At 69.9% G+C, this 3302-nt stretch carries 5 protein-coding genes; all 5 read left to right on the top strand.

Going from position 1 to position 3302, the window contains the following annotated elements:
* Positions 1–365 precede the first annotated feature (365 nt).
* The 5 genes from AB0I53_RS49420 to AB0I53_RS49400 are packed head-to-tail and all read left to right on the top strand — an operon-like array spanning position 366 to position 3236.
* Entirely contained in the window at positions 366–842 is a 477-nt protein-coding gene (locus AB0I53_RS49420; protein ID WP_358618142.1) for a YbaB/EbfC family nucleoid-associated protein, read from the top strand.
* Positions 843–844: 2 nt separating this feature from the next.
* Entirely contained in the window at positions 845–1162 is a 318-nt protein-coding gene (locus AB0I53_RS49415; RefSeq protein ID WP_358618139.1) for a type VII secretion target, read from the top strand.
* Positions 1159–1860 carry a hypothetical protein gene (locus AB0I53_RS49410; protein ID WP_358618136.1) on the top strand — a complete coding sequence of 234 codons (702 nt, stop codon included), beginning with the start codon at positions 1159–1161 and terminating at the stop codon, positions 1858–1860. The genes AB0I53_RS49415 and AB0I53_RS49410 overlap by 4 nt, the downstream gene beginning before the upstream one ends.
* A gap of 6 nt (positions 1861–1866) precedes the next feature.
* Positions 1867–2637: an EndoU domain-containing protein gene (locus AB0I53_RS49405; RefSeq protein ID WP_358618133.1), complete on the top strand. Its 771-nt coding sequence runs from the start codon at positions 1867–1869 to the stop codon at positions 2635–2637.
* A 5-nt stretch (positions 2638–2642) separates the two neighbouring features.
* Positions 2643–3236 carry a hypothetical protein gene (locus AB0I53_RS49400; RefSeq protein ID WP_358618130.1) on the top strand — a complete coding sequence of 198 codons (594 nt, stop codon included), beginning with the start codon at positions 2643–2645 and terminating at the stop codon, positions 3234–3236.
* Positions 3237–3302: the final 66 nt, after the last annotated feature.

Raw genomic sequence — 3302 nt, 5'->3', positions numbered from 1 at the left:
TCATGCTCTCCGACGGCCTCACCGCCCGCCAAAGCGAAAAGGTCGCCTCCGAATCCGTCGAGGTCGTCGACGTCGCCCAACTCCTCCTCTCCGCCGTCAAACGCGGCGAAACGTCCACATCGGACACTGCGGACCCGGCGCCCACCGGCAGCTGACGGTTCGTTTTTCCAGGTGAAGGGCACCTCTTGCCGACTCGATCGGCGGGAGGTGCCCTTCGCCTTTTCCGGCGCGGCCACGGGATGCAAGCGACGCCAACCGGTTTCGGATGTGAGGCTCGAAGCAGTTGCCCCGATTTCCGACTGCGCGGGCGAAGCGCTGTTTAAACTCCCCCGGGACAAGGCGCCGAATGGCGGAATCGGAGAAACATGGACGGCAACATCCTCGATCCGGATGGCGCGCGCGAGCGCCTGGCCGCCTGGAAGGGCCGGATCGACAAGCTGGCCGCGGACACCCAGGCGATGAGCGACCGGCTGCAGGAAGTCCGGGTCACCGCGAGCGACCCGAACGGGCTGGCAGAGGTCACGATCGACTCGACCGGCGCGCTCGTGGACCTGCAGCTGACCAGCCGGATCCAGCGGGCGGCGCCGGACGCCGTCGCCCAGGCGATCATGGCGACGCTCGGCGACGCGAAGAACAAGCTGGCCGACCATTCCCAGGAGATCATCGCGGAAACGGTGGGCACCGAATCGCCTGCGGCGCGGGCGATCGCGGACAGCGTCGAGCGGCACCTGCGCAGCGACCCGGCCCCGGAACCCGCCGAACCCGCCGAAGCCGACGATTACGACGATTACGACGATTACGACGAAGGCTACGAAATCCCCTCCCACCGCGAGCGGTGGTGAGCATGGGCGACGGGTACAACGTCAACATTGAGCAGATGCGCGCGCATGCGGGCAACGTGGACGCGATCAAGGACCGGTTCGCCGCGGTGAAGTCCGCCAGCGCGAACATCGCGCAGGACGACCAGGCGTACGGCTTGCTGTGCGGATGGATCTCCGGCGTGCTGGAGGGCCGGCACGCCAAGCAGGACGAGCTGATCGCGTACGTGGAGGAGAACCTCTCGCTGCTCTCGGAGGCGCTGCGGGCCAGCGGCGACGACTACCAAGGTCTCGACGAGGAGCACGCGGGCCTGATCCGTTCGACCGGCGAGGGAATGCCATGACCGACAACTCGCTGATCGCCCCGGTCGAGTCGTCCCGCGACGCGTGGACGGGTGCCGGGCTCGCGGACAGCATCGAGGGCCTGGCCGACGCGATCAAGTCCGAAGGCTGGGTCGACGACGCGCTGGCCGGCGCGGGACTCGCGGTCGAGATCGCGGCGAGCGCGCTGGACCCGATCAGCGCGCTGCTGTCCAACGGCCTGGGCTGGGCCATGGAGTACTTCGAGCCGCTGCGGGAGATGCTCGACGAGCTGACCGGCAAGCCGGACGCGGTCCAGGCGCACGCCGCGACCTGGAACAACATGGCCACCGAGCTGGGCGCCATGGCCACCGACCTCGAAGATCACCTCAAGAACGACCTGCCCGACTGGACCGGCGCGGCCTCGGACGCCTACCGCGGCATGATGGCCAACAACGTCGAGGCCATCGGCGGCCTGGCCGCGATCTCGGCGGCGATGGCGGCGGCCACCGAGGGCGCGGGCGGCCTGGTCGAGCAGACCCGCGAGATCGTCCGCGACCTGATCGCCGACCTGGTGGCCAGGGTGATCGTGTGGGCGGTCGAGGCCGTCTTCGTGGTGACGATCCCGGTCGTCGCCGCGCAGATCGCCGCGGCGGTGGTCAAGTGGGCCGCGCGGATCCTCACCTACACCACGTCCCTGGTCACCAGCCTGACCAACCTCAGCAAGCTCCTGAACGAGTAGGCGTCCATGGCAAAACCCAAGAATCCCCACGGCGGGGACGGTGGCGACGGCACCACCGGGAAGCCCTCGCAGAAGCACGGCAACATCGACGCGGGCAAGGGCATCTCCAGCGCGCAGCAAGCCACCTCCCAAGCCGCGCAGAACGGCCGCCCGGGAGGTTCCGGCGGCCAGCCGAGCAACCCCACAAACCCGACGCCGCCGAACAAGCCGGGCCCGCCGGCCAAGCCGACCGCCCCGCCCAAAGCGGACGACATCCACCACAGCGAGGCCTCCGAGGCGCACATCGTCGGGGGCGACGGCGGCCGGCAGGGCGGCCACATCGCGGGCACCGGGCTCTCGAAGAAGACCGAGTTCCCCCAGAGCTGGGACGGGCCGAAGATCCTCGACGCGGCGCACCAGGTCACGCAGCAGGGGCCGCCGGCGAAGGGCCCGTACCTGACCAAGGACGTCGACGGCAAGAAGGTGTGGGCCTACGACTACACCGGCACGGTCGACGGCGTCACCGTCAAGACGACGGTGCTCGCCGACGGCGAGATCCGCACCGCATACCCGCCGAACAGCGCCGACCCGGGCGTGATCACCAACCCGCCCGCGCCGAACCCGCAGCCGAAGGGCGTGCCGGTGAGCGACCCGCCTCGTTACAGTCACCCCGACGTCGGCGGCGACGGCAGCTGGACGTGGGAAGGCCCGAAGGGCAACAAGATGATCAGGGTCGTCCAGGACGCCCAGGGCAACGTGACGAGGACCGAACTCGGCGACTACCAGAAGAAGAAGTGAGCGCCATGGATGTGAAGACCTACGCCGCGGTCACCGATGTGTGCGCGCGGCTCGCCGGCCGGCTGTCCGACGACATCCTGGGAGTCGTGCGCGAGCAGTACGCCGCCGGCGAGTCGGACCTGGCCGAGTCAACGCTCCTGCTCAACCTCGCGGCCGAGGGCGTCGGCATCACCCACGAGGAGCACGACCTGATCCGCTCCACCCTGGACGATCCGGCCGACCCGGACCTGGACGACGTGCCGGTCATCGACGCGGTGCCGCCGGTGCAGTACCGCTTCAGCCCGACCGGCCCCGCAGACGCACCCGACCCGAGCCGAGCGGACATCGTCCTGTCGACAGACGCGCCGCGCCACGGCGGCCACCGCCTGCGCCGCGCCTGGCGCGAGCCGCTCGCGGGAGCGCAGGACGCGGCGACGTGGGCGTACGTGCTGCAGGTGGCCGAAGGCACGGACGAGCTCAGCGCGTACGCGGGCCTGTCGTCGCGACTGTGGGTGGCGCTGCAGGAGAAGTGGCCGCTGGAGGTCGTGGTGGAGGGCAGGCAACTGCCGCCGTACCAAGCGGCAGCGCTGACGGCGGCCCACCAGATCTGGCCGGCCTGACCGCCCGGAAGGCCAGCACGGGGTCGTGAGTGTTTTGGGTTGCCATAGCAGCCCAAAACACTCACG

Origin of the sequence: Saccharopolyspora sp. NPDC050389, assembly GCF_040655595.1 — a bacterium.
In the GTDB taxonomy this organism is placed as follows: domain Bacteria; phylum Actinomycetota; class Actinomycetes; order Mycobacteriales; family Pseudonocardiaceae; genus Saccharopolyspora.
This window is presented reverse-complemented; position numbering and strand designations above follow the sequence as displayed.